This window comes from Xanthomonas sp. D-36-1 (assembly GCF_017746155.1).
Taxonomy (GTDB): domain Bacteria; phylum Pseudomonadota; class Gammaproteobacteria; order Xanthomonadales; family Xanthomonadaceae; genus Xanthomonas; species Xanthomonas cissicola.
The window spans coordinates 1-23045 of sequence record NZ_JAGHWR010000063.1; the positions used below are offsets into that span (position 1 = coordinate 1).

Below are 23045 nucleotides of genomic sequence, written 5' to 3' on the forward strand. Positions count from 1 at the left end.
GGCGATGGGGAGCGTGCGTCTGTGAACCGGGAAATTCCCGCGGAAAGCGCCAGAAATGGCGAAATTCCGAAGTTCCAAAAGCCACTCTTCGGAACGACGCCACCTTCCGCCCTGTCAGGTCTCGTTGTTCAGACCTTCCCTAAGTCAATCTTCACGTTGAGAGTGCCGATATTTCCGTAACTCCGATATACAGACGAATAAACGGCGAACTGGTCGATATCTGCTTGTGCCACAGGTCGCTCTTGAATCCCCGGCGGCGCCACAGAGACGGGACCGTTTACAGTATTGACCGTGTAGAGGTATGGAATGCCGGTCGAACGATCACCGATGTAGGCTTGACCGAGACCCGAAGTCAGCTGATTTGCAAGCGCTCCTCGTTGCGCCTGTGTGCAGGCATCACAGAAGTGGATGTCATTCGCAGTGGCTTGTCCGACATATCCTGCGAGCACTAGGCTGCCAGCCATCACAATCGTCTTAATCATCAAGAACCCCTTTTTAATCCCCTGCCATGGCAGGTTCACCCCCGCCACCTCCTATCGTCAAACCTAAATTCAGTCGTAATTTTGGAATGTAGAGCTCGGTCACACTTGACGGCCAACGCCCACAAAAATCTGGTCTGAGGCTGGGCCTGACGGCCGTCGAGCAGAGGAAATCCTGTCGTGGCACGGGCTAACGGACGCGGACGACAAGGGTTGATGCCAAGTTGCGGTTAGGCCGCGCTTAGCGAGCTTGTGCTCTAGTCGTAGCACATGGTCATCCAATGCTTAGCTTAGCCACGCGCAGCGCTTCGCTCGGGAAGACGGCGCTGGGACTGGAGTAGCGTTGACGAGTAATGCCGCTTGATAAAAATGTTCCAGGCAGTATCCCCAACTGAGCAGCCGGGGCATGCCGGGCACTTGTGAAGCGGCAGGATGTGTGGCTCTGAGATGGTGTGACGATCTAATCAAGTGCTTAACCGATATGCGGCCTCACATGCCGTGAGGCTTATATTTTTTGCGGACAGGTAGCCCATGTTCCTGCCTGATGGAGTTTTCGCTCGGTTGCCTGGTCTTTCGATATTCGTATTTTCCGACGCCGACGGCCCTGAGTTCCTCCTTTCCGGCTTCGGATGTTTCGTCGTAGCGATCTCCACCCTTGTAGGCTCTCGACGTGCCCGCCAATAGATGCTGAGCATGGATAAGCTCGTGTGCAAGAACTACAAACGACTCCTCGGGATCCGATCCAAGACGAAGAGGGGAGCCGTTTGAATTCAGTTCGATATGACTCTGCGGGCTCCATTCTATAATGGCATTGCATCCCTTTCCTTTTCTTGCTCGTTCCTTGGCGAGCTCTAGGTTATCGGCGAAAGTCTCTGGATCATATTTTTCAACTTCGCTCGCGCTAAGTACGGCTCTGGTATTGGGCTGCGCTTCAGCGCCGATCTCCGCTATGGTCACTTTTCGATTCTTGCGAGCGCTGATAGCGCTCAAGCCTTGAAGAAGAGCGCTGCCTGAGCTGCCGGCCGCAATCTTCTCAAGCGCTGATTCAACTTGGTTCTTGTATGGCTCTTCTCGAGCGCTTGTCTGAGTGGAAATATAGATTCCTGGAAAGTTCGTTTGACTGATTGGCATGTGAGTATGTGTCGTCGAAGTGTCTGTAGGAGTTGCACTTGAATGGTAACGGTGAGGAGGCTGACATGTCGCCGGCATGTGAAATCCTGTCATCAATGGCGAATGCATGTTCCATTTCGGGCTCTGTGGATTGAGTTGTCGCAGAGCAGTTCAACCTCCGCGACGCGGTTGAATTAATCAGATTTATATTCAAAGCAGCGATATGTGTGCCTCGGAACTTTCTGGCATCCAATAGGGCGCGACACCGATGGCGCGACGAATGCTAAGAGCGCAATCTGACCTTGCCGGACGTGGGACCCAATGGTCGCTCACCCTACGGGGCGCTTGAGCAGCGCCATCTCGGCACGTGAAGGGGGCTAGCTGCCCTGCGTTGGCCGCGGCGTCTCAAGCGGTGCGACCGCACTGCCGATACTCAGCCCCATGGACAGAGCCGAGCTTCGCCGTCACCTCGAACGCCTGGATGCTGCGGTGCCCGCCCTGCGGGCCTCAAGTCCTGATCGCTGTCATTTTTGGCAAGCCTTTGCCAACATGGCTGCTGCCATCGAGAGCAAGGCGATGACGAGCGAGGACGCGCAGTTCGTCGGCCGTCGGGCCCAGGAAATCTTGTCGTGGCACGGGCTGGAAAACATAGACGAACACGTCTGAGCCCATTGATGCCGACCAGTCTATCCCGACGCCTGCGTGCTTCTCCTGCGCAGCGATGCGTGCGTAAGGCAGGAACAGGTCCGCAGAAGCCCCACTGGCTGCAAAGCCCAGGAGCCGCCTGCTGACATCGATCACCCCCTCCCATCCGAATGCCGTTTAGCCCGCAGGCCTCGTAGGGCATGCATGATGTGCCTTCACCAGCGCTGGGCCTCTTGAAGGGAATCCTAGCTTCGCTGTCCCTATCGCAAGGGCGAGCCTCCTTCTCGACGCTGGCGCTTTGTTGCGGCCCTCCGCTGCGCGCCGCTTGTGCGGTGCTCACTCCCGGGTGCGGTAGGGCCGAACGCTTCGCCTCTCGGTTCCCACGAGGCGCACAACGCGCTGGTGGAGACAAAACGATGAAGCGCACCCAAGACCGAGCAGTCCAGTATCAACTTCAGATGGACGAGGAAGGGATTCTCCTCGCGGCAGCCACCATTCTGGAACAGCGCCTTCAACGCCAGGGCCGGATTCACAGCCCCGACCAAGCTGGCAGCTACTTGGTCGCCCGCTGCGCTCACCTGCCGCACGAAGTCTTCGGTGTCGTCTTCCTGGACAACCAGCACCTCATCATTTCTACCGAGCACTTGTTCTCAGGCACCATCGACGGCTGCGAAGTCCATCCCCGGGTCGTCGTCAAACGTGCCCTTGAGCTCAACGCCGTCGCCCTCATCCTCTTCCACAACCACCCTTCGGGCAATCCGGAGCCCAGCGAAGCTGACCGCAAGGTCACTAAGCGCCTGGAGCAAGCCTTGGGCCTCCTGGACATCCGAGTCCTCGACCACTTGGTCATCGGTGGCCAGAAGAGCGTCAGCTTGGCAGCAAGGGGATGGGCATAGCCCGCCCCTTAACCTGCGCGGTTTGCCGAGGCTAGACTGCCGAGGTAGATGCATATCCGTGGAGCACAAATGAGATCTTTAAATGTGCGAGGAGCTGTTAGGGAAACGAAAGAACTGCAGATCCTGGCATCTGTCTCCCAAACCTCAATTGTCTGGATGGCTTTGAGCAGTCGATTGACATGATCGTCCGGACGACAAGTTAAGATGGCTGTTGCTGCGCACTTGGCGGCCAGAAGGATTTTTATATTAGAGCTAACGTTTGCTAACAGAGTGACCGCATTTAAAAAATCTTCAAGCTAGAATGTGATTGGCAAACAGTAGTAGAGTGGCTAAAGCTATCAGACAAATTATTTAAATGAGAAATTTTGATAGGGGAATGGCTTGGCATTTCGACCAGATGCGCATAAAGAGCTAATTCGCTACATTTCATCTGCTGGAGGTCAGCCACCGAGACAAACGATTCGTAAAGCCATAATTCTGACCAGTCAGCAGCAATCTGACCTTACAACAGCTTTGCGCCAACTATGGGGTAGCCAGACATACGTCTGTGCGTTGCAACTCGATCTTAAGCCTCAGCACGGTTACAATAGCCGAGTCTTGAAAGATGGATTTTCGGGCGCTAAGTATGTGGAGTGGCTCGTCGCCGGTTGCTCAGACACTGCAGTGGTCGGAGTTGAGAAAAATGGCCGTCCGCACTTACTCGTGCCAGGTGTCATCGATGGCCTAAATACCTTCGACATCGTCGTGCCGATCCGTTCGGATGCTCTTGGTTACGTGCATATTGATGATGTTATTCCTAAGGGGCTGCCGAGTAGGAATAAGCCAAGCAAGTAAGCACAAAAAAAAGCAGTCCCCTCGGCTTTCCTCTAGACCGCCTTGAGGGCGCTGAACTATGAGGTGCTGTAGGACTGCTCTGGTTTATATCCTAGCAAGCCACTTATGGAAAGTCAACCCAGCACATCAATGAGTCAAATTACGCGTATTCAGGGAGAGCGGGATGCTGAAACCTTGGACACAGGCGCTAACGGTCGATCCGGGTGGTGCGCGACACTGCGGCGGTGTTGCAAGAGTCTTGCCTACTTTGTCTGCCCAAGCAGCTACCGGTAGCGCTAGACTCCGGTCACGGTGTTCAATGGATGTAAGCCTATGGACGGGGTGCAACGCGTGGAAACGATGATGACCAATGAACCAAAAGAGGGTGAGTTCTTCCAGTTGCGGCCAGATGCTCGTCGAGGCGGAAAAGGCCACGGCGTGGTCTTCGAAAACCGGGAAGCATTGCTGACTCCTCCGCGACTGATTCTGAAGCCGAAACAGGGTGGTTTTCCAACATTGCGAGAAACGCCGCGTCTGGTCTACATCCCGAGCGAGGGATCCCTGCCCGAAGATTTGGAAGGCGGGTTCAGCGGCTACTGGCTGGTCTCTGATCGTCTGCGGCAGGTCATGGAGCACGTAGACCCGTCCGCATTCGTTTTTGCGGACACGGACTACACATTGCCGGACGGGTCCAGGGGGCCGCGCGTTTTCCTCTGTGATGTGGTGCGCACTGTGGATGCCCTGGACGAAGACGCTTCAGAGCTGACCATCGAGGTCAGCGACGATTACGAAGATGGCAAGTATTACGACATGGCTGGCGGCACACGGCTGGCTTTTAAGCGTGACGTTCTCGCTGGGGCACACGTCTTTAGGCTTCCGTTTCATGGCGGCGTCTTCTGCGACCGTGTGTTCAAGGACGCAGTGGAAGCAGCAGGTATTGGCACCCAGGGCCAGTCGGATGGCCTGTGGTTCTACGACGTGGTGAATCGCTAACTGCTTGACCGAGGCAACAGGGAGGGAGCCGGATTCATGTCGAACTACCGAACGCATTTTCAAGATCACCACAACATCGAACAGCAGACGCTGAAAAACAGCGAGCTGCTAGACCTCCTCCAGCGAGCGGGAAAGTTCGATATTCATGCGCCTGAGAACCGCCTGATGTTGCCGGCGGACCCACAGTTCGCGCGCGCCTTGGACATCACCCCGCACAGTGGTGGCCCGCTGGGCGCGTATCAAAACGGCATGCTGGAAAAGTTGGACAAGATCCAACAGGGCAGCTTTGGCCAAGCCGCAATGGAAGGCGATCCAGCGGCGATGGACCGGGTAGTCAAGCAAATCGAACAGTTGCGCGACACCGTGAAGGTGGGCCTCATCAATGGTGATTTAAACACCAACACGCCTGTCGGCATGACCCCTGCGCAGACCAACGGAAGGGTGCAAGAGTTTTTCCGCGATATGCCCGCCTATCAGCGTTCCCACGCCCAGCAAATCGAGACGCTGAAGGGATTCAAGGATATTGACCACGCCTGGGGAGCAGTTGCGAACTCGGAAGGACGCATTGTCACCGCGCTCAACCAGATCCAAGTCAGCGACCGCGGCATTGCGCGGGGTGGCGACAACGTGCTCCGCCGCAACGGACTGTCATTGGCCATCTCCAATGCCCATCACGATGGGCGCGTGGTCCTATCCGAGCAGGGCATCCTCAAGGTCGAGCAGACCTTGGGAGGGGAAGCCGCACAAAACCTTCGTGTGCCGCGAGGACAGCGTGGCGAGGTTGCCATGCAGCTGTTGATGGGCGAGGCGTCCGCCCGCGGCCTGACCCGTGCTGGCGGACTTTTGACCACCGGCGCGGATGCCGTCATGACCGCGCGCACAGCGTCGGCATTGATGGAGCAGGGCAACACAACGGCCGCCCAGTCGGAGGTTCAGCACGCCATCGCGCGCAACGCGGGCGGCTGGGCAGGTGGGGCGTCAACCGCCGCAGCACTGGGTAGCAGCGGAGGCTTTGTGCCCGCGGCCCTGGTGGTCGGCGACGCCGTCTTGATGAGCAAGGCATTCGATAAGGGTGCTGACTTGCTGGACAATCGCGCCATTTACAACCAGACCGACAAGACCGGAGTGGAGTGGCAGTTCAACGGACGGGATTGGGAACGCCAGGGCGCTTTCGAGCGTGGGGGCGATGGACGAGACTCTCCTAGTCAGGCTCCAGTGGGGGCCAGCTACGCCAAGTCCCAAGAGTTGGGCGCCATGTCCAATGCCAAGGCTGCCGAGCTGGCGCTGGGCAAGGCACCCGCGCCGCAGGATCCATTCAACCTCCCGGCCAAGCCTGGGGACCAGACGGGTCTCGACAACCAAAACTGGCAACGCAATCCGGCTACCGAGTCCTGGGAGCGCCAGGTCAAGACCAGCGTGGCGGGTGCCAACGACCAGGGTGTTTACGAGCTGCAGACCGCTACCCCGGCGCAGGCGCAGCGGTTGAACCAGGAATCCCTGGCTCGGATCGAGAACAACATTTCCACTGGTCGCGAGGCCATCGCCCAAGCCTACCTGGAGAACCATGCCGCTCAGCGGTCGCAGGATTACGGGGTGCTGGTGCCGGCGTCAGTGGAAAGCGCCCGGGCCAAGCCCGATCAGGTCCAGGGCCATAACGGCCAGCTCTACCAGCGAAACGACACCGGGCAGTGGGCTGGCAAGGACGGGATGGCCACCGGCAACCTGGCGGTGGAACTGGAGCTGACGAATCAGATGCGCCAGCCTTCGCTGGAGCGCGCACAGGAGACTTTGGCCGCAATCCAGTCACGGCCGGCGCCTACGCCCGCGCAGATGGAGCACAACGAGCTTCTGCATCGCTACCGGGCCGCGGGCGTCGACCTCAACGCCCAAGAGAACAATCTTCAAGCGGTGGAGCTTGCCACCCAGCGCACCAAGCAGACCGAAGGCCTTTCCGGTCCGACGATGCAGCAGCTGAAGCCGAATGAGCAGGGGCAATACGGCTACGACAGTCCCATTGCCCATTACCAAGTTGGCCGAGACGGGGTGGCCCACCAGGTCGCGGTGACCACCTCCGAAGAGCTTCGCCAGGCCAAGGCGGAGCTCGGCCAGCATGCAATAGCGCACGTGCCGACCTTGGGCACGGTATCCGCGACAGGGCCAGCTCGCAGCAAAGAGCAGGAGGCCGAACCAGCTCAGGAGAAGGCGGCATCGGGTCCGTTATTGGCCGACAACCCCGCACACCCAGACCACTCCACCTACCAGAAGATCCATTCCTGGGTGCGTGGCACCGGCAACTGGAACGACGAAGAGAGCCGGAACGTCACAGCAGCCCTCTACAAGCACCAGTTGGACGACTCGATGGTCATGCGCGTGGACGGGGTTGTCGGAGGCCTGGGGAAGGACGGGGCCCAAAACGTCTTTGCGGTCTACGCCCCACATGGAATGGGGGTGGCACCCATGTTCCATGCCCACGTGGACGGCCGCGTAGCTGCTCAGGAGCCGGCCCAGCAGAGCCTGCAGCAAGCTGAGGTTATCAAGCAAGACCAGGTGCGTCAGCAGGCTTTAGAACAAACGCAGCAGCAAAATCAGCAGCAGGAACAGGGGCCGACGATGACCAGGGGCGGTCCCTGAAAAGTGCTCGCCGACATGGCGTGCCGGCCATGATTGCGAGGGCTCTAGTGAAACGAGCCAGCACGATTTTTCATGTGGCTGCTAAGCAACGCTTCCAGTTCTGCTTCGTCCAGCATGTGCGCACCAGTGGAAACCAGGATGTCTACCACGCGTTGCCGTCGTTTCACTTCTTCTCGCTTTGCCGTTTCCTGCGCCTTCGCTTCGCGGCGCTGGTTGGCTAAAAGCTCTCTTGCTTGCAGTTGGGCCAAGCGCTCGGTGGCCCGCTGAATTTGGTCTCGGTAGTGATTCGTTGCGGTCATACGTTTCTCCTGCCTGGTGGAAATGAGTCAACCAGGAAAACGGCTTACGTCAAGCGTTGGGCTGGTCTTGAATTTCGTCCGCCCGAGAATCGAAAAGGCTCAAAAACAAGGCTTGGAAGAAAGAAGCAAGAGCGCACCTAGGTGTCACTGCGTGACACGTGCGCAAGGGTCTTCGCCCCTTGAACCCCAAGCGCCGAGGGCGCTTGCGAAAATCCAAAGCCGAAGCATAAACCAAGCAATCCCACTGCTTCGGAGTCGCCGCCTCATGGCCATCTACCACGCCAACGTCAAAACCTTCAGCCGTGCCAAAGGACATTCGTCCATCGCAGCGGCCGCCTACCGCGCCGGTCTGCTGTTGGAGGACGCGCTCACCGGCCTGCGCCACGACTACCGCCGCCGGGACGGCGTGGTCGAAACGCGCTGCATCGCTCCCGAGGACGCGCCCGATTGGGCCCTGGTCCCCGCTGAGCTCTGGCCGGCGGCTGAGGCGGCTGAGCGTCGCAAAGATTCGACGGTTGCCCGGGAGTTCGAGTTCGCGTTGCCGCACGAACTCGATGACTTCCAGCGCTCTGAGCTGGCCGTGGAAGTCACCCGCGCATTGGTCGGGCGCTACGGGTTCGCGGCCCAGGCCAGCATCCACAGCCCAGGCAGCAAGGATGGGCTGAACTGGCACGTCCATGTCCTGGCGACGACGCGTCGCATGGGTCCGGACGGTCTCACGGACAAAACCAAGGAACTGGATGGCGGGCCCTCGGGGCGTGTCGAAGTGCAATGGGTGCGCGAACTCATTGCATCCACCATCAATGCCCACCTTGAGAAGGCCGCGCTTGAGCTTCGCGTGGACCATCGCAGCCTGGCCGCCCAGGCCGACGATGCCCTAGCGCGCGGCGACTTGGCTGCGGCTGCCGTGCTCTCCCGAGAGCCGACCAAGCACGTCGGCAAAAACGGCACCGCGCTGGCTCGACGGGGCCAGCCGTCGGAGCGTTCGGACGAGAACCGTCGAATCGAGGAGACCAACGAGGAGACCTTCCGAAAGCTCATCGCCGTGTTCGAGCAGGAGGGGCGCGCCATGCCGGTGCCCGACGGTCACAGCCAGGCTCGCCGACCTTCTGATGGGCTGTCCTTGCCGCTCGGGCCTGGGGCAGGGCACATCGAGGTTTCCCGCAGCATGGCGACCATTGCCCGTGGGCTGGGACTGATGGAGGCCGAGGCCAAGCCGTCGCGCGCGCCACGTTCAGTCGCGGAGCTCGCAGAAGAGGCCAGCGACGAATGGGGAGTGGCTGCTCAAGCCGATCCTCGCTTGGCTCAAACGCTCCAAGCAACCCTGGACCTGCTGCAGTGGATCAGGGAGCGCGTGACTGCCTTCGCCGAAGCGGCGCAGCTCCGTCCTGACCTCAACGAGTTGCTCCGTCGACTGCGGCGCTTCAAGGCAGCGACCATGAAGTTCGCCCGGCGGCTCTTGGCGGTGCGCCGAGCGGAGAAGCTGCACCACATGGCCGAGAACGCGTGGCACGACTTCCTGGCGAACAATCCCGAGCCGGGGACCTCATGGACGCAGGGAGACTGGAAGCAGCGGCGCGGGCGTCGGTTGAGCACCCTCGATGCCGGCATATTTGGACTTCCAGACGTAATAGGTCGGCTCGCTGATCCCGTGCTTGCGACAGGTCTCGCCGACCTTGGCACCGGCCTCGACCTCTTTGAGGATCCGGACCATCTGTTCTTCGGTGAACTTGGACTTCTTCATGCAGAGCTCCTTGGAGTGAAACTCTACTTCCAAGTGGATCGAATTAACGAGGACGCTTCACGATGACCAAGTTCTCCTTGGTGAAGTTGTCCACGACGGTCAGGGCCCGGAAGCGGCGCCCGTCGAACAAGGCGTCAGCAACAAAGTCCATGCTCCAAACCTGATTGGGACCGGTCAGCACCGTGCGCGCCAGGCGATGTGCCGCAGCCACTGAAGATACCGACTACCCTCGGACGGCAGGCAAGCTGGAACGGCAGCGCCGGTAGCGTCGCGCTGTCTTCCTTTGGGCGGTACACGGCGGCTTGTAGGAGCGGATTGGGACGCTTCCCGCGGATGCCATAGGGCCGGATGGTATCAATGTTCTGAGGCAGCGCCGTCAAGCCGCGAACGGCTGCGGCTTGCTTCGCACGCTCTCCAACGCCATCCGCCCCGGGGCCCGCCCGCACGCGGCCCTTTGCACAACCGCTTTTGGCTTGGTGGGGGACTCTTCGCCGTTGGAAAAGCTAAGATCGAAACTTGTGCAAAGTCGGAAGTCGCCAATGATCGATCGTCGTACCTTTCTTGCCACGGGTGTGGTGGCCGCTGCCGCCAGCTTCGGCGCGTCGGCAGCGCGCATCGCGCAGACGCCGCGTGCCAGCGGGCCGGCGCCATGGGGTGCGGTGCCCAGCCCGCGCCAGCTGCGCTGGCATCGGTGGGAGCAATACGCCTTCGTGCATTTTGCGATGAACACCTTCACCGACAAGGAATGGGGCTACGGCGACGAGGATCCGCGCAAATTCGATCCCAGCGATTTTTCAGCCGATCAGATCGCCGCTGCTGCGAAGGCCGGCAATCTGAAAGGGCTTATTTTCACTGCCAAGCATCACGATGGATTCTGCCTTTGGCCGACACGCCTGACCGAGCATTGCATCCGCAATTCGCCCTACAAAAACGGCAAGGGTGACATCGTCGGCGAGATGGCCGCGGCATGTCGACGCGCCGGCCTGGCCTTCGGCATCTATCTCTCCCCCTGGGATCGCAACCACGCCGAGTACGGTCGCCCCGGCTATCTGGACTATTTCCGCAAACAGATCGTCGAACTCTGCACAGGTTACGGCGACCTGTTCGAGTTCTGGTTCGACGGCGCCAATGGCGGCGATGGCTATTACGGTGGGGCGCGCGAATCGCGCAAGATCGATGCGCCTGCGTACTACAACTGGCCGCGGATGATCGAGCTGGTGCATCAGCATCAGCCGATGGCATGTACCTTCGATCCGCTCGGCGCCGATATCCGGTGGGGCGGCAACGAAGATGGCATCGCCGGCGATCCATCCTGGCCGACCATGCCCAATGCCCCGTACACCCAGGAAAACGGCAATTCCGGCGTGCGCGGAGGGGCGCTGTGGTGGCCGGCCGAAACCAACACCTCGATCCGTCCGGGCTGGTTCTATCACGCCGACGAAGACGGCAAGGTGCGGAGCCCGGAGAATCTGGTGCGCTATTTCGACACCTCGGTGGCGCGCGGGACCAACATGAACCTCAATCTGCCGCCCGACCGACGCGGCCGCATCCCCGACCACGACGTGGCGGTGCTGCAGAGTTTCGGCGACGCGATCCGCGCCAGCTTCGCCATCGACCTGGCCAAGGGCGCCAAGGCCAGTGCCAGCGCCTCGCGCGGGGCCGGGTTCGAGCCGGCGCGCGTGCTCGATCGCCAGCCGGACAGCTACTGGTCCACGCCGGACGAGGTCACCACGCCGACGCTGACGCTGGAATTGTCGGCGGTGCACAGCTTCGACCTGATCCGGCTGCGGGAGTATCTGCCGTTGGGCGTGCGCGTTACCCGCTTCGCGGTCGAAGCCGAGGTCGATGGGCAATGGCGGCGGCTGGCCGAGGCGCAGTGCATCGGTGCACAGCGGATCGTGCGTCTGGAGCGCCCGATCGCCGCACGCCGGGTGCGCCTGGTCGTGCTCGAGGCGCCGGTCTGCCCGGCGATCAGCGAATTGGCGCTGTTCCGCGCCGTTGCGCCGGTGCCGGTCGCGCGGCCGACGGCGAATGCACCGGACGTGCTGTCCACCGCCGGCTGGCGCATCGTCGAGGCGAGCGCGCCAGGGGCGGAGAAGTTGCTAGACGACGATGCCAGCTCGATCTGGATCACGCCCGCACCGACGCCGGGCCATCCCGTGCAGGCGACCATCGACCTCGGCGCGTCGCGTGAGGTTGCCGGGTTCAGCCTCACGCCCTCGCGCGCAGTGATGACCGGTGCGGCGCCGCCGAAGGGCTATCGCGCCGACACCAGCGAAGATGGCCAGCACTGGCAGCCGGCCGGCGCCGGCGAGCTCTCCAACATCGCCTATGCGCTCTCGACCCAGCGGCTGAATTTCCCCGAGGTCCGCCAGATCCGCTATCTGCGGCTGTCGTTCGCGGAGACGGCGGTGCCCGCCGAGCGGCTGGCGATCGCGGGGATCGGCGCGTTCTCGCGCTTGCGATGAGCGCGTGCGCTCCCGCGCGGTCGTGCGCCGCGTGGGAGGGCAGCGCTAAGTGGAGACAGCTTCGCGCGTTGAAAGACGTCAAGCGAAGCGATGGAAGGGAAATCGCCGCAGCCGCATCACGTGGTGTAGCCCGAATCTTCAACCTGGCTTGCACGCCGCCATTCCAGATGAGGCGCTATGGTGGGCGGCGCACTACGCAAGCGAGTTGGTTGGATATGGAACAGAAACAACACGAGTGGATGCAGGCGGTGACCGAGGCGCTCAGCGATCTGCTGGCCGCGCGCGTGGCCCAGGCCACGCTGCTGGAGGCGATGCTGGTCTCGCATCCGGATCCGGTGATGCTCAGAAAGGCGTGGGATGAACTGTCGTCCCAGCGCATCGCCTATGTTGCGCAGAACAAAGCCCTGGCCGACGACCCGCGCCCGATGGACGCCCAGACATTGGAGCAGTTCCGCGCGTGGGAAGAAGAGCTCAACCGCTATTTTCCGCGCGACCCGGCTGCCGGAAGTGCGCAGACCTGAGGCTGCCGATGTCACGCAACCGGTAGGGAGCTGACCTGTCAGGGCTGCCGACGATGTGCTGGCCGTGGCCAAAGCCGGCATGCGCTCCCTCCAGCCGGGATCAACTGCTCGGTCATCTCCGTCAGCAAACAGGCCGATGGATGGCCTTCGACTTGCGTATGGCATCGCTACGCTACCGAGGCCAGCACTGGCCCAGGTAACGCAGCACGTTCCGTCGTCGTACCCAGCGACTGCTTTTCAAGCCACCGATGCGCGCGATCGCGTGGGCTCGGCAGGCAGGCGTAGCGTGGACGAGGTCAGCCCGGGCGCGGTTGCCTGCAGCTCAATCTCGCCGCTGCTGCGCGTGGTTTGCAGCAGCGCCGCACACAGGCCGTTGAACGCCTTGCGCCGCGGCGCCTTGTCGTCCTCGTGGCTGCTGGGATCGCCATTGCCGACCCCAATCAGCCCTGCGGGTCCGCGCAGTGCGAACTGCACCAGGTTGTCGGCGGTCGGTACCAGGCGGCCTTGTGCATCGAGGATCTCCACCTTCACCACGGCCACGTCTTCGGCATCGGCACGCAGCGTGTTGCGATCGCAGCTCAAGCGAATCGCCGCCGGCTTGCCTGTGGTTTCACGACGCTCGCTGAGTACCAGTTTGCCGCCGCGATAGCCGCGCGCTTCGATCATGCCGGGCGCATAGACCACGCGCCATTCGACATGGCCATAGGCCGGCACCTGCTGCAGGCCCTGGCTGACGCCATTGACCAGCAGTTCCACCGCCTCGAGATTGCTATGGCACCAGACCGCGATGCGGCCATTATCGTCGGGCTGCAGCACGCCGTCCCAGTTCCAGTGCGGGAACAGATGCAGTACCGGTTCGCTGGTCCACTGCGCGCGGTAGTACCAATAATTGTCTTTCGGGAAGCCGCAGCTATCGAGCACGCCGAATTGCGAAGCCACATTGGGCCAGCGGTTGTAGGGCGTGGGTTCGCCGCGATAGTCGAAGCCGGTCCAGATGAAGCCGCCGGCGATGTACGGGCGTTGCGCGACATAGCTCCACCAGGCTTCGGCGGTGCTGGCCCACCAGGGGTGGTCCAGGTCGTAGGCGCGGGTGTAACCGCGTTGGTCATCGCGTTGATAGTTGCCGCGCACCGACACGGTGCTGCCGGTTTCGCTGCCGTAGATCGGGATGTTGGGGTATTGCGCGTGGAAGCCGTCCATCTGGCTGGTGCGGTAGTTGAAGCCGACCACATCCACCACCTGGCCCACGCCATCGCCAAATCCCTTGTCCATCGCGAAGGTCGTGGGGCGGGTGGGGTCCAGCTGGCGCACGCGTTGTTGCATGCGGCTGACGATGCGTGCACCGCGCGCGGTCACTTGCTGCGGCTCTTCGTTGCCGAGCGACCACAGGATGACGCTGGGATGATTACGGCCACGCCGCACCATCGCGTCCAGTTCGCCCATCGCCTCGGGATCGGTCGACATGCGGCGGGTTTCTTCGATCACCAACATACCCAGCTGGTCGCACAGCGCGAGCAGTGCCGGCGTGGCCGGATTGTGCGAGCTGCGGTAGGCATTGCAGCCCATCGACTTGAGCTGACGCAGACGCCATGCGTGCAAGGCGTCCGGAATGGCGGTGCCGACGCCGGCATGGTCCTGGTGATTGTTGGTGCCGTGCAGCTTGAGCGGTGCGCCGTTCAACAGGAAACCGCGTTGCGCATCGAAGGCGATGCTGCGTACGCCAAACGGCGTCACCAGCGCATCGACTGCAGTGCCGTCGATGTGCAAGCTGCTACTCAGGCTGTAGAGCTGGGGCGTGTCGATCGACCACAGCGCTGCCTGCCCAAGCGGCAAGGTCTGTTCGACCACCTGCAGCTGCCCGGGCGCGACGATGACCGCTGCGCTGGCCGCCTGCGCCACGATGCGTCCATCCGGTGCGGTGATGCGCGCCTGCACCACGCATTGGCGCGGCGCCGTGCCGTCGTTGCGCACTTCGGTGGAGAGCTGCGCAGTGGCGTTGCCATCTCGCACGGTGCTGCGCACGAACACGCCATCTTGCGGCAGATGCAGCGGGTCGGTCTTTTGCAGCCACACATGCCGGTAAATGCCGGCGCCTTCGTAAAACCAGCCTTCGCCCAGCGTGGCATCCACGCGGATGGCGATGATGTTGGGCCTGCCGTAGTCGAGCACTTCGCTGAGGTCGACTTCGAAGCCGCAGTAGCCGCTCGCGTGACGGCCGACGATGTGTCCATTGCAGAACACGATGCACTCACGGAACACGCCATCGAACACCAGGCTGATGCGCTTGCCCAGATCGCTGGCCGGAATCTGCAGCCTGCGCCGATACCAGCCCACGCTGTTCTCCGGGAAACTCGTACCCAGCGGCCTGTAACCGTGCGCGGCGGCCGGGTCTTCCTCGGTGATGGAGGCCGAGATGGGCTCCTGCCGAAACGGCAGGCCGACGGCCCAGTCGTGCGGTAGATCCACCTGCTGCCAGGCACTGTCGTCGAACGCCAGTTGCGCGGCGGTCGCGGTGTCCTTGCCGGCCTTGGCGAAGCTGCGTTGGAACGTGCCGAATTCGAAATCGCGCGCCGCATCGCTGGCATGGCCCAGGTGGAAGCGCCAACCGAAGTCGAACAGCAGACGCTCACGCGGTGCCAGCGCTGCATCGCCTAGTGCCGATGTCGAGACGCTGTTCTTGGCTGCAGGTGCAGCCGTCGCGCCAGCGGAGGCCACTGTGCCGGCTGCGCCTACCGGCAGGGCGGCGCTCACCCCACTGGCAAGCATGCCGCGCAGCAACTCGCGCCGATTGATGCCGCTCATGGCTGCGTCCTTTTTTCGGCCTCTGCAGGGACGTGCTGGCTGTCCGCATGACGCTTGTGCGCGTCAGCGTTGATCGCTGCAGGCACACCGGTATACGGGTGGCGCATGAAGTCGATCGCCGGCAGCACCTCGTTGCCGTGCTTGAAGTCGAAGAAGCTGGCGTTTTCCCACGACGAGCCGGTGCCCCAGCGCGTCTTGCAGCTGCTGCTGGTCCATGCCGGCTCCCAGTACACCACGCCGGCGCCGCCGGTATCGATCACCAGCTGGGTGAGGTCTACCATGTAGCGTGCCTGGCCTTGCGGCGTGGCCGGGTAGCCGGGAATCAGCGAGTCTTCGCCGAGCAGATTGTGCGAGGTGTCGCCGGAGTCCAGCGTCCACGGATACGCGGTTTCCACTACCACCACATCGGCGTCGTAGCGGCCGCGCAGACGCCTGATGGTCTTGCCCAGCTCGGCCATCGATTGCGTGGACCATTTGCGGTAGTAGCTGATGCCGATCAGATCGAAATCGGTGACGCCGGCCTTGGTGGCGTCGGCGAACCATCGCTCCACATTTTCCGGCTGGGCGATATGCAGCATCACCCTTGGTTTGATCGCCGAGCGTGCAGCCATGTCGCGCACCGCCTTGATGCCGGCGTTGAACAGCTTGGCGTTGCGCTGCCAATCGATGGGGCGTTTTTTGTCCCAGGGCGTGCTGTCCATCAGGTCGGAATTACTTTCGTTGCCCACCTGCACCAGCTCCGGCATCAGGCCGGCGCGGTCGAGTGCGCTCAGCGTGTCGTAGGTGAAGCCATACAGCGTGCGCGCGAGCTCGTCGGTGTCGGTGATGCTGGCCCAGGCCTTGGGAATCAGCTGTTTTTCGCCATCGGCCCAGTCATCGGAGTAGTGCAGATCCAGCAACACCTGCATGCCTTGCGCGCGTGCACGTGCAATGGTTTTTTTGACGTCGGACAGGTCGCTGTACTTGGTCCAGCGCGCATCGTTCCACAAGCGTACGCGCACCAGATTGGCGCCGTGGGCGTGGAAGAGTTCGAACGGATCGGTGACCACGCCGTTCTCGCGGTATTGCACGCCGCATTCTTCCATCTCGTTGACGTAGGACAGGTCCGCGCCGAGATACAACGTGGCGGGAGCCGGGGCGGCGTGTGCGAAGGTGGAAATGGCCAGCGCCAGGAGCGCGGGCGTCCAGAGACGGCGTGGTGAGCGCATGCAATTCCTCGACAGAGACAACCTGGAACGGGTGACAGCATGCCGCAGGCGGCCGTGCTGCTGCGCGGCCGCTGTGCAGAATCCAAACGTGGCTTGCAGATTGGATTTCACACGGCGGCTGCGGTGTTATACAGGCGTGCACAGATCAGATCGGCTGCGCAGCAGCATGTGCAGCCGATCGAGCAATGCCTAGAACTTGTACGTCGCTTCCAACTGGTAACGACGACCGAATACCTGATAGCCGCCATCGTCCTGATTGGCCAGGCGATTGGGCTTGTTGTCGGTGTAGGCGCGCAACGGCTCGTTGGTGAGATTGCTGGCCTGGAAGCGGAAGCCGAGCTGCTTGCTGTACTGCCAGTTCAGGCTCAGATCCACCGTGCCTTCGCTCTGCAAGCGCGCCAGCCGTGCGGCATTCCAGCCGTACACCACCGTGTAGGGGCTGTGGTACTTGTAGCCCACGCGCGCTTCGAAGGTGCCGCTGCTGTACCACAGGTCGAAGGTGCCGGTCTTGCGTGCCAGCCCGCTCAATGGCAGCGGGTTGTCTTCGGGCGAGAATTCCTTGAGGTTGGAATCCACCAGCGAATAGTTCGAGTAGACGCCGAAGTTTTCCATGTGCGGGATGAAGTAGAACGGCGTCTGGAAGGTGAGCTCCACGCCATTGATGTAGCCGCCACCGCCATTGAACGGCGCGCTGACCAGGTAATCCAGGCCGTTGATCACTTCGCGGTCGGTGCGGTAGCCGATGCTCGAATCCACTTCCTTGCGATACACGGCCAGGGCCGCGAGCGCTTCGGTATGGAAGTACCACTCGTACGAGACATCGACCTGAGTGGCCTTGAACGGGTCCAGCTGCGGGTTGCCGCCGCTGCCGGTGAGCTGGCCAACGGTCACGTTGGGGTCGTCCAGACGGCGGCCGGTGCGCAGTTCGTCCAGCGGCGGACGCGCGATGACCTTGGCCACCGCAAAGCGCAGGATGCGCTGGTCGTCGATCAGGAAATTGAGCGTGGCGCTGGGCAGTACGTCGGTGTATTCCTTGCTGCCGGTGCTGGGCTGGATGGTGCTGCCGACCGAATCGAACCCCTCGCTGGTGGTCTTGGTGTTGACCAGGCGCACACCGACATTACCGGTGACATCGGTGCCGAACAGCTGCGAGCTGAAGACCGCTTTGGCGAAGGCTTCGCGCACGTCTTCCTTGACGTTCCAATGGTCGAGCAGTTGTTCGTCGAGCGTGCTCGGGTCGAACCCGCCAAAGCCGATGCGTGCGATCTCGGCCAGGTTGCCGCCGGTCAGCGTGGGCACGTTCAAGTCGGGCATGGTGACCGGGTAGATCAGGTCCTGATACGCGGCGATCGGCTGATCGTAGCCGGACTGGTTGCTGAGGAAGCGGCGGTTCTGTTTTTCGCGACGCGCGGCGCGTGCGCCCAGTTCCAGCGACGTGAACGGGCCGGCATCCACGGCGCGGCTGGCGTTGAGTGCCAGCGCAGCGATCTTGTCGCGCAGTGCCTGCGGCTCGGTCTGCCCGGCGATGCCGTATTCGGGCGTGTCCGAGCTGGTGCTGATGGTGGGCGTGACGCTGCGGCGGAAATCGAACGAGATGGTGTCCGGGTTGCTGCCAAAACGCACCGCCTGCCAGGTGTTGTCGCGTTTGGCCTGCGAGAACGACAGGTCGCTGCCCAGGGTCCACACATCGCCGCTCCACTTGGCGTTCAAACCGCCGGCGGTGAGCGTCTTGACCTCGTTGTAATGGCTGACCACGTGGTCGACCTGCAGGTTCGAATTGGCCAGCGTGCCGGCCACCACATCGCCATCGACGATGGTGTAGGACGAGCCCGGTGTGGTGTATGGATTGGTGCTGCCGGAGAAGGTGCTGAACGCCAGCCCGTTGAACCAGTTCTGCAATTGGTCTTCGTCGATTTCGATGCGCGAATACAGGCCGTCGAACTTCAATTCGACATTGCCCGAGCGCCACTGCACGGTGCCCATCGCGCCGGTGCGGGTCTGGTCGATCAGCTTGAGCTGGTCGGCCGCCCCCCATGGGGTCGGGTCGACGGTGCCGTCGCCATCCACATCGCGCGAGGTGGTGGCATCGGTATAGCCCCAGCTGCCGATCGACGAGCTGGCGTTCTTCTGCTTCTGGTACGTGGCGCCGAACGCCACCGCCAGGTTGTCGTTGAGCTTGTGCACCCAGCTGGCGCCGAAGCGGCTGCCCCACGGGCTGTAGCCGTCCACATCCTTGGCGTGGTCATAGAACACCGGGCCGGCGGTGCCGACGAATCCTGGCCCGGTGTAGTCGAGCGGGCTGATGGTGGAGATGTCCACGTTGGCCGCAAGACCGCCGGCGACCAGATCCGCCGACTGGGTCTTGTAGACCTTGACGGTGGAGACGATCTCGGTCGGGAATACTTCCCAGCGCACGGCGCGGTTGGGCTCGGAGGAGGCGATTTCGCGCCCGTTGACGGTACCCATGGTCATGCGCGGGCCCAGGCCGCGCACGGTGGCCAGGCTCTCGTTGCCGCGGTCGCGGGTGCCGTTGACGCCAGGCAGCCGCACCAGCGCCTCGGCCACGGTGACGTTGGGCATCTGACCCATGTTGTCTGCGGAGATCACTTCCACGACGTGATCGGACATCTGCTTGGCCTGCACCGCCTGATTCAGGCTGGCGCGCTGGCCGATCACGGTGATGTTGTCCAGCGTCACCGGCGTTTGCCCGTTGCCAGCAGCAGGGCTCGCGTCGCCTGCGGGCGGAGTCGCCGGGACGCTGTCCTGCGCATGCGCGCCGAACGCGGTGGCCAGCACGCAGGCGATGGTGGTGCACAGGGTGGCGCGAACTGGCGTGCGGCGCAGGCGCCGACTGGCCGGGTGGCCGGTATGGTGAACAGGCATCGGTTGATCCCTCCCAGGACAAAGTGACCGAATACGGTGGTAGCTGCTGGTGCTGCCAGCCGCATGGAGCGGGGCTGGCGCGTCCGCGCGGGTGTGGCCAGTGGTGCGGTGCTGCGTGATCTAGTGTTGGTCGTTCGTGTGCGTGACGCCGACAGCGCGCTGCGTCGCGCTGGCGTCCCCCTGTCTTGCATGTGTCCGCTTCAGGGTAGAAGCGCGAGCCATTCCATTCCAATGAAGCATTTTGCGGCAGCTATCTCGGCTTGGAATGCTGCGCTGCGGCACTCGCGTCTGCTTGATCTTCTGGAAGTGAGGGCGGCGATGCGGCGCAGCGGCTGTGGCATTGCCTGGTACTTGGATGACTTGGGCCGACGGGATTTCCCCATGATGTTGCCGCTTGTGCGCGCGGCAGGAGCGACAGATTGGCCGATGCAATCAGGCCAGGTGCAGTGTGTCTGTCGTTGCGATCGCGGGCCAGCGCACGGCCACTCCCGACGACCAGATTCCATTCCCACCAAGCCGCTAACGCGCGCGCGCGGGCAGGCGTGGCAGCGCAGGGAATGCGCGCTGCACGCAGTCGCTGCGTTCGCATGTCAGGCAGCCGGGGCCGATCGGTACCGCATCGTCCACCGCGTTCAGATCCCAACCGCGCGCATACACCAGTTGATCGGCGTGGCGCAGGTCGCAGCCCATGGCCAGGGCAAACGTCTTGCGCGGGCGACCATAGCCGGGCGGGCCGCTGCTGACCTGGCGGGCCAGCCAGAAATAACGGCGGCCGTCGGGCATGCGCGCGATCTGGGTGAGGATGCGGTCGGGCTGGTTGAACGCCTCGTACACGATCCACAGCGGGCAGGCGCCGCCGACATGCGAGAAATGGAAATCGGTGGCCGAGTAACGCTTGGACACATTGCCGGCGCGGTCCACCCGCATGAAGAAGATCGGCAAACCGGCTGCCCCGCGTCGCTGCAAGGTGCTGAGCCGGTGACACACCGCTTCGAAGCCCACGTCGAAGCGGTCGGCCAACCATTCGATGTCGTAGCGCGAGGTCTGTGCGCTGTGCAGGAACGCGCTGTACGGCATCACCAGCGCGCCGGCGAAATAGTTCGACAGGCCAATCCGCGAGAGCGCGATGCGCTCGGCGTCCTCGAAACCGGCATCGGCAATGCGCGCGTCCAGCAGCGGCGCGCATTCCAGCAATGCAAGCTGCGCCGCCATCTGGAACGCCTGCTGGCCCGGCCGCAGGTGCGCCGGCAGCCACAGCACGCGCGCCTGCCCATCCAAGCTGCGCTTGTCGCGATGCAGCTCGGGGGCGTCCTGCACCAGCAGGCCGTGACGCTCGGCCAGCCGTTGGCGCAGCCGCAGCGGAAGATTTTCCGGGGTCAACCCAAGTTCGGCGTAAAGCGCTTCGGCGCGCTCGTCCAGTTCGGGCAGATAGTTGTGCGCGCGGTTGAAGTAGTCGCGCACCTGCTCGCCGGGCGAGAGCGATGGCATCGCGGCGTGCTCGACCCCGATCTGCAGTTCCAGCGCAGCGTTGCGCTCGAGCAGATGTTGATGGGCGCGGTGCAGATCCAGCAGCGCCTGGGCCACCTGCGGCAGATTGCCGGTCAGCGCGCGCAGCTCGGCCGGCAACAGCGTATGGCCCAGGCTGCGTAGCGATTCGTCCAGCGGCTCGACCAGCGCGGCCGGGTCGTCCAGGTCCAGCAGGCCGTCCAGGTCGCCCAGCGCGGTCTTGAGCCGCTGCTGGATGGCGAGTGTGAGCGGACGCTGATTGCGTTCGATCTGATTGAGATAGCTTGGCGACAGTTCGAGCCGGCGCGCCAGTTCGGCCTGGGTCAGGCCATGGCGCTGGCGCAGCCGCTGCAGGCGCAGCCCGAGCTGGTGGCGGAGGTGAGCGTGCGACTGAGGCATTCGCAAGATTCGCAAGATTATGTCGTCAGCTTAGCGCGATTAAGCAATCGCGGGCTGGGAATGGAAGGTATCGATGCAAACAATGCGAAGAGATGGCCGCAACGGCCCGATGTCCTTCTTCACTAGCGAGCCCTGCAATGAGCGAATCCGTCCCCCGCGTTTCCCTGTTGATCGATGGCGAGTTGGTAGTGTCCGCCAGCACGCAGTGGCAGGATGTGGTCAACCCGGCCGACCAATCGGTATTGGCCCAGGTGCCGTTCGCCACCACCGCCGAAGTGGATGCCGCAGTGGCAGCGGCCAGCCGCGCCTTCGCGACCTGGCGCAAGACGCCGGTGGGCGCCCGGGCGCGTATTTTTCTCAAATACCAGCAGCTGATCCGGGAAAACATGCCTGAACTGGCCGCGCTGCTCAGCGCCGAGCAGGGCAAGACCCTGGCCGATGCCGAAGGCGATGTGTTCCGTGGTCTGGAAGTGGTGGAGCACGCCGCGGCGATCGGCAATCTGCAACTCGGTGAGCTGGCCAACAACGTCGCCAATGGCGTGGACACCTATAGCCTGCTGCAGCCGCTGGGCGTGTGCGCGGGCATCACCCCGTTCAACTTCCCGGCGATGATTCCGCTGTGGATGTTCCCGATGGCGATCGCCACCGGCAACACCTTCGTGCTCAAACCCTCCGAGCAGGACCCGATGGTGACCATGCGCTTGGTCGAACTTGCCCTGGAAGCCGGCATTCCCAAGGGCGTGCTCAACGTCGTGCATGGCGGCGAGGAAGTGGTCAATGCGCTTTGCGATCACCCCGACATCAAGGCGTTGTCGTTTGTCGGTTCCACCAAGGTGGGCACGCACGTTTATCGACGTGCCTCGCTCGCCGGCAAACGCGTGCAATGCATGATGGGCGCCAAAAATCACGCCGTGGTATTGCCCGACGCCAATCGCGAGCAGACCCTCAATGCGATGGTCGGTGCCGCGTTCGGTGCCGCCGGGCAGCGCTGCATGGCCGCCTCCACGCTGGTATTGGTTGGTGAATCGCGCGCGTGGATTCCGGAGTTGGTAGCCAAGGCCAGGAGCCTGAAAATCGGTGCCGGCAACGCCCCGGGCACCGAGGTCGGTCCGCTGATTTCCTGCGCCGCGCGCGAGCGGGTAGAAGGCTTGATCGCCTCCGGTGTGGAGCAGGGCGCCACCTTGGAACTGGATGGTCGCGCACCACAGGTGCCGGGTTTCGAGCAGGGCAATTTTGTCGGCCCGACCATCTTTTCCGGCGTCAAACCCGGCATGCGGATCTACGACGAAGAGATCTTCGGGCCGGTGCTGGTGATCCTGGAAGCCGCCACGCTGGACGAGGCCATCGCCTTGGTCAACGCCAACCCCAACGGCAACGGTACGGCGCTGTTCACCCAATCCGGTGCGGCTGCGCGGCGTTTCCAGGAAGACATCGATGTGGGTCAGGTCGGCATCAACGTGCCGATTCCGGTGCCGGTGCCGCTGTTCTCCTTTACCGGCTCGCGCGCTTCCAAGCTTGGCGACCTGGGTCCGTACGGCAAGCAGGTGGTGATGTTCTACACCCAGACCAAGACCGTGACCGCGCGCTGGTTCGACGATCAGACGCTGGGCCATGGCGTCAACACCACCATCTCCCTCAAGTGACCCGA

14 protein-coding genes and 4 pseudogenes are annotated in these 23045 nt (G+C 62.7%); 9 read left to right on the forward strand and 9 right to left on the reverse strand.

All coding sequences use genetic code 11. From position 1 onward, the window contains the following. Nucleotides 1-140 precede the first annotated feature (140 nt). Together J7367_RS16560 and J7367_RS16565 are read right to left on the reverse strand one after the other, a co-directional pair. Nucleotides 141-482: pseudogene (locus tag J7367_RS16560) on the reverse strand (hypothetical protein); the annotation flags it as partial. Nucleotides 483-968: 486 nt separating this feature from the next. After that, the gene (locus J7367_RS16565; protein ID WP_005997167.1) at nucleotides 969-1610 is read right to left on the reverse strand and encodes a type III secretion system effector protein; all 642 of its coding nucleotides are present in this window, start codon (nucleotides 1608-1610) and stop codon (nucleotides 969-971) included. Between the two features lie 420 nt (nucleotides 1611-2030). On the opposite strand from J7367_RS16565, the gene J7367_RS16570 reads away from it, so the two are divergent. From J7367_RS16570 to J7367_RS16590, 5 genes are all read left to right on the forward strand, one after another. Next, complete coding sequence (locus J7367_RS16570) at nucleotides 2031-2255, forward strand: hypothetical protein (RefSeq protein ID WP_005997168.1); 225 nt, start codon at nucleotides 2031-2033, stop codon at nucleotides 2253-2255. A 395-nt stretch (nucleotides 2256-2650) separates the two neighbouring features. Next, nucleotides 2651-3130, forward strand: a complete 480-nt coding sequence (radC, locus tag J7367_RS16575) for a DNA repair protein RadC (protein ID WP_057662141.1) — start codon at nucleotides 2651-2653, stop codon at nucleotides 3128-3130. Between the two features lie 381 nt (nucleotides 3131-3511). Then, nucleotides 3512-3964 (forward strand): hypothetical protein, encoded by a 453-nt coding sequence (locus J7367_RS16580; protein WP_139792799.1) that lies wholly within the window; start codon nucleotides 3512-3514, stop codon nucleotides 3962-3964. Between the two features lie 312 nt (nucleotides 3965-4276). Continuing rightward, nucleotides 4277-4936 (forward strand): DUF1629 domain-containing protein, encoded by a 660-nt coding sequence (locus tag J7367_RS16585; protein ID WP_017154955.1) that lies wholly within the window; start codon nucleotides 4277-4279, stop codon nucleotides 4934-4936. A 36-nt stretch (nucleotides 4937-4972) separates the two neighbouring features. Continuing rightward, entirely contained in the window at nucleotides 4973-7567 is a 2595-nt protein-coding gene (locus tag J7367_RS16590) for an XVIPCD domain-containing protein (protein ID WP_057662137.1), read from the forward strand. Nucleotides 7568-7611: 44 nt separating this feature from the next. On the opposite strand, the gene J7367_RS16595 is transcribed toward J7367_RS16590, so the two are convergent. After that, a complete protein-coding gene (locus J7367_RS16595; RefSeq protein ID WP_081027878.1) occupies nucleotides 7612-7866 on the reverse strand; it encodes a hypothetical protein in 255 nt (84 codons plus the stop codon). Nucleotides 7867-8131: 265 nt separating this feature from the next. Here J7367_RS16595 and J7367_RS16600 point away from each other — a divergent pair. Further along, a pseudogene (locus J7367_RS16600) lies at nucleotides 8132-9472 on the forward strand (MobA/MobL family protein); the annotation flags it as partial. On the opposite strand, the pseudogene J7367_RS16605 reads toward J7367_RS16600, so the two are convergent. Continuing rightward, nucleotides 9464-9610: pseudogene (locus J7367_RS16605) on the reverse strand (transposase); the annotation flags it as partial. The pseudogenes J7367_RS16600 and J7367_RS16605 overlap by 9 nt on opposite strands. A 61-nt stretch (nucleotides 9611-9671) precedes the next feature. Continuing rightward, a pseudogene (locus tag J7367_RS16610) lies at nucleotides 9672-9788 on the reverse strand (IS3 family transposase); the annotation flags it as partial. Between the two features lie 361 nt (nucleotides 9789-10149). Here J7367_RS16610 and J7367_RS16615 point away from each other — a divergent pair. Beyond that, entirely contained in the window at nucleotides 10150-12078 is a 1929-nt protein-coding gene (locus tag J7367_RS16615; protein WP_057662130.1) for an alpha-L-fucosidase, read from the forward strand. Nucleotides 12079-12245: 167 nt separating this feature from the next. Continuing rightward, the gene (locus J7367_RS16620; RefSeq protein ID WP_057662127.1) at nucleotides 12246-12599 is read left to right on the forward strand and encodes a hypothetical protein; all 354 of its coding nucleotides are present in this window, start codon (nucleotides 12246-12248) and stop codon (nucleotides 12597-12599) included. 237 nt (nucleotides 12600-12836) lie between these two features. Here J7367_RS16620 and galA read toward each other — a convergent pair whose 3' ends face one another. From galA to J7367_RS16640, 4 genes are all read right to left on the reverse strand, one after another. Further along, nucleotides 12837-15401, reverse strand: coding sequence for a beta-galactosidase GalA (galA, locus tag J7367_RS16625; protein WP_057662124.1), 2565 nt, complete (start codon nucleotides 15399-15401; stop codon nucleotides 12837-12839). Continuing rightward, nucleotides 15398-16609 carry an arabinogalactan endo-1,4-beta-galactosidase gene (locus J7367_RS16630; protein WP_057662121.1) on the reverse strand — a complete coding sequence of 404 codons (1212 nt, stop codon included), beginning with the start codon at nucleotides 16607-16609 and terminating at the stop codon, nucleotides 15398-15400. Before J7367_RS16630 ends, galA begins: the two co-directional genes overlap by 4 nt. A gap of 189 nt (nucleotides 16610-16798) precedes the next feature. Continuing rightward, nucleotides 16799-19492 (reverse strand): TonB-dependent receptor, encoded by a 2694-nt coding sequence (locus tag J7367_RS16635; protein ID WP_057662118.1) that lies wholly within the window; start codon nucleotides 19490-19492, stop codon nucleotides 16799-16801. Nucleotides 19493-20011: 519 nt separating this feature from the next. Next, complete coding sequence (locus tag J7367_RS16640) at nucleotides 20012-21397, reverse strand: short-chain fatty acyl-CoA regulator family protein (protein WP_057662116.1); 1386 nt, start codon at nucleotides 21395-21397, stop codon at nucleotides 20012-20014. Nucleotides 21398-21534: 137 nt separating this feature from the next. Between J7367_RS16640 and J7367_RS16645 the strand changes: the two genes are divergently transcribed. Continuing rightward, the gene (locus tag J7367_RS16645; protein WP_057662113.1) at nucleotides 21535-23040 is read left to right on the forward strand and encodes a CoA-acylating methylmalonate-semialdehyde dehydrogenase; all 1506 of its coding nucleotides are present in this window, start codon (nucleotides 21535-21537) and stop codon (nucleotides 23038-23040) included. Nucleotides 23041-23045: the final 5 nt, after the last annotated feature.

Excerpts from the sequence above, each read along its gene's own strand:
- J7367_RS16615 (WP_057662130.1), top strand. The coding sequence starts at position 10,150 with ATGATCGATCGTCGTACCTTTCTTGCCACGGGTGTGGTGGCCGCTGCC.
- J7367_RS16570 (WP_005997168.1), top strand. The coding sequence starts at position 2,031 with ATGGACAGAGCCGAGCTTCGCCGTCACCTCGAACGCCTGGATGCTGCG.
- J7367_RS16590 (WP_057662137.1), top strand. The coding sequence starts at position 4,973 with ATGTCGAACTACCGAACGCATTTTCAAGATCACCACAACATCGAACAG.
- J7367_RS16630 (WP_057662121.1), bottom strand. The coding sequence starts at position 16,609 with ATGCGCTCACCACGCCGTCTCTGGACGCCCGCGCTCCTGGCGCTGGCC.
- J7367_RS16595 (WP_081027878.1), bottom strand. The coding sequence starts at position 7,866 with ATGACCGCAACGAATCACTACCGAGACCAAATTCAGCGGGCCACCGAG.
- J7367_RS16640 (WP_057662116.1), bottom strand. The coding sequence starts at position 21,397 with ATGCCTCAGTCGCACGCTCACCTCCGCCACCAGCTCGGGCTGCGCCTG.
- J7367_RS16565 (WP_005997167.1), bottom strand. The coding sequence starts at position 1,610 with ATGCCAATCAGTCAAACGAACTTTCCAGGAATCTATATTTCCACTCAG.
- galA (WP_057662124.1), bottom strand. The coding sequence starts at position 15,401 with ATGAGCGGCATCAATCGGCGCGAGTTGCTGCGCGGCATGCTTGCCAGT.
- radC (WP_057662141.1), top strand. The coding sequence starts at position 2,651 with ATGAAGCGCACCCAAGACCGAGCAGTCCAGTATCAACTTCAGATGGAC.
- J7367_RS16585 (WP_017154955.1), top strand. The coding sequence starts at position 4,277 with ATGGACGGGGTGCAACGCGTGGAAACGATGATGACCAATGAACCAAAA.
- J7367_RS16620 (WP_057662127.1), top strand. The coding sequence starts at position 12,246 with ATGAGGCGCTATGGTGGGCGGCGCACTACGCAAGCGAGTTGGTTGGAT.
- J7367_RS16635 (WP_057662118.1), bottom strand. The coding sequence starts at position 19,492 with ATGCCTGTTCACCATACCGGCCACCCGGCCAGTCGGCGCCTGCGCCGC.
- J7367_RS16645 (WP_057662113.1), top strand. The coding sequence starts at position 21,535 with ATGAGCGAATCCGTCCCCCGCGTTTCCCTGTTGATCGATGGCGAGTTG.